Origin of the sequence: Trinickia sp. Y13, from assembly GCF_029522115.1 — a bacterium.
Lineage (GTDB): Bacteria > Pseudomonadota > Gammaproteobacteria > Burkholderiales > Burkholderiaceae > Trinickia.
Genome location: NZ_JAKWFK010000035.1, coordinates 1 through 3,266 on the forward strand (window position 1 = coordinate 1; position 3,266 = coordinate 3,266).

Genomic DNA, 3,266 nt, shown 5'->3' on the forward strand with positions numbered 1-3,266 from the left:
GGGAATAAAAGCACAAACCCCCGCTAGCGCGGTTCGCTAACGGGGGTTTGGTACAGAGGAGGAGCCTGACGATTACCTACTTTCACACGGGAATCCGCACTATCATCGGCGTGGAGTCGTTTCACGGTCCTGTTCGGGATGGGAAGGGGTGGTACCAACTCGCTATGGTCATCAGGCATGACTTGTTGCTGCGAGCCTGTGGGGCTAGCAGCCAATCTGGGAAGAAGCATCCGGACTGAACCGGTGTAATGGATGGTGCTTGGGCAGCGATTGTGTGGCACTGCGAGGATCAAACCTTGAGCTTTCCTCTCCCTCATGAGTGGGGAGTAAGACGCTCCGGTTATAGGATCAAGCCGTACGGGCAATTAGTATCGGTTAGCTAAATGCATTACTGCATGTACACACCCGACCTATCAACGTCCTGGTCTTGAACGACCCTTCAAGGGGCTCGAAGCCCCGGGGATATCTCATCTTAAGGCGAGTTTCCCGCTTAGATGCTTTCAGCGGTTATCTCTTCCGAACATAGCTACCCGGCGATGCCACTGGCGTGACAACCGGTACACCAGAGGTTCGTCCACTCCGGTCCTCTCGTACTAGGAGCAGCCCCCTTCAAATATCCAACGCCCACGGCAGATAGGGACCAAACTGTCTCACGACGTTTTAAACCCAGCTCACGTACCTCTTTAAATGGCGAACAGCCATACCCTTGGGACCGGCTACAGCCCCAGGATGAGATGAGCCGACATCGAGGTGCCAAACACCGCCGTCGATATGAACTCTTGGGCGGTATCAGCCTGTTATCCCCAGAGTACCTTTTATCCGTTGAGCGATGGCCCTTCCATACAGAACCACCGGATCACTATGACCTGCTTTCGCACCTGCTCGACTTGTCGGTCTCGCAGTTAAGCACGCTTATGCCATTGCACTATCAGCACGATTTCCGACCGTACCTAGCGTACCTTCGTACTCCTCCGTTACACTTTGGGAGGAGACCGCCCCAGTCAAACTGCCTACCATGCACTGTCCCCGACCCGGATCACGGGCCAAGGTTAGAACCTCAAACAAACCAGGGTGGTATTTCAAGGACGGCTCCACCGAAACTAGCGTTCCGGTTTCATAGCCTCCCACCTATCCTACACAGATCGGTTCAAAGTCCAATGCAAAGCTACAGTAAAGGTTCATGGGGTCTTTCCGTCTAGCCGCGGGGAGATTGCATCATCACAAACACTTCAACTTCGCTGAGTCTCGGGAGGAGACAGTGTGGCCATCGTTACGCCATTCGTGCAGGTCGGAACTTACCCGACAAGGAATTTCGCTACCTTAGGACCGTTATAGTTACGGCCGCCGTTTACCGGGACTTCAATCAAGAGCTTGCACCCCATCATTTAATCTTCCGGCACCGGGCAGGCGTCACACCCTATACGTCCACTTTCGTGTTTGCAGAGTGCTGTGTTTTTATTAAACAGTCGCAGCCACCAGTTTATTGCAACCCTTTCACCCTTCTGGCGCAGGCCAGTCAAGCTACAAGGGCGTACCTTATCCCGAAGTTACGGTACCAATTTGCCGAGTTCCTTCTCCCGAGTTCTCTCAAGCGCCTTAGAATACTCATCTCGCCCACCTGTGTCGGTTTGCGGTACGGTCATCATTAGACTGAAGCTTAGAGGCTTTTCTTGGAACCACTTCCGATTGCTTCGCAGCATAAAGCCGCTCGCGCCACACCCTTGAATTACGCGCCCGGATTTGCCTAAGCGCCTTCTCCAATGCAGCGACCGGGACGTCCAACACCCGGACAACCTTCCGCGATCCGTCCCCCCATCGCATCTAACAATGGTGCAGGAATATTGACCTGCTTCCCATCAGCTACGCATTTCTGCCTCGCCTTAGGGGCCGACTCACCCTACGCCGATGAACGTTGCGTAGGAAACCTTGGGCTTACGGCGAGGGGGCCTTTCACCCCCTTTATCGCTACTCATGTCAGCATTCGCACTTCTGATACCTCCAGCATCCCTTCCGAGACACCTTCGCAGGCTTACAGAACGCTCTCCTACCATGCGTGCAAGCACGCATCCGCAGCTTCGGTATATGGCTTAGCCCCGTTACATCTTCCGCGCAGGACGACTCGATCAGTGAGCTATTACGCTTTCTTTAAAGGGTGGCTGCTTCTAAGCCAACCTCCTGACTGTTTTAGCCTTCCCACTTCGTTTCCCACTTAGCCATATTTGGGGACCTTAGCTGGCGGTCTGGGTTGTTTCCCTCTTGACACCGGACGTTAGCACCCGATGTCTGTCTCCCGTGATTGCACTCTTCGGTATTCGGAGTTTGCTATGGCGAAGTAATCCGCAATGGACCCTTCAACCATGACAGTGCTCTACCCCCGAAGGTGATACACGAGGCACTACCTAAATAGTTTTCGGAGAGAACCAGCTATTTCCAAGTTTGTTTAGCCTTTCACCCCTATCCACAGCTCATCCCCTAACTTTTCAACGTTAGTGGGTTCGGTCCTCCAGTACGTGTTACCGCACCTTCAACCTGGCCATGGATAGATCACTTGGTTTCGGGTCTACGCCCAGCAACTGAACGCCCTATTCGGACTCGCTTTCGCTACGCCTGCCCTAATCGGTTAAGCTTGCTACTGAACGTAAGTCGCTGACCCATTATACAAAAGGTACGCCGTCACCCCTTACGAGGCTCCGACTGTTTGTATGCATGCGGTTTCAGGATCTATTTCACTCCCCTCCCGGGGTTCTTTTCGCCTTTCCCTCACGGTACTGGTTCACTATCGGTCGATCACGAGTATTTAGCCTTGGAGGATGGTCCCCCCATCTTCAGACAGGATTTCACGTGTCCCGCCCTACTTATCGTACGCCTAGTCCTTCCACGCTGCTTTCGCTTACAGGGCTATCACCTGCTATGGCCGCACTTTCCAGAGCGTTCAGCTAACAACACAGATAACACGTACAGGCTCTTCCCATTTCGCTCGCCACTACTTTGGGAATCTCGGTTGATTTCTTTTCCTGCGGCTACTTAGATGTTTCAGTTCGCCGCGTTCGCTTCACATAGCCTATGTATTCAGCTACGGATACTCCATACGGAGTGGGTTTCCCCATTCGGACATCCCCGGATCAAAGCTCGTTTGCCAGCTCCCCGGGGCTTTTCGCAGGCTACCGCGTCCTTCATCGCCTGTGATCGCCAAGGCATCCACCACATGCACTTGTTCGCTTGACCCTATAACGAGAGCGTCTCCGCAATTTCCGAAGAAATCCGAT

Annotated in this window: 2 rRNA genes; both read right to left on the bottom strand. The window is 53.4% G+C overall.

The annotated features are described in order from the left end of the window. Positions 1-63: 63 nt before the first annotated feature. Positions 64-176 (bottom strand): 5S ribosomal RNA (gene rrf, locus MMB74_RS27185). A gap of 168 nt (positions 177-344) precedes the next feature. After that, positions 345-3,225, bottom strand: a 23S ribosomal RNA gene (locus MMB74_RS27190). Positions 3,226-3,266: the final 41 nt, after the last annotated feature.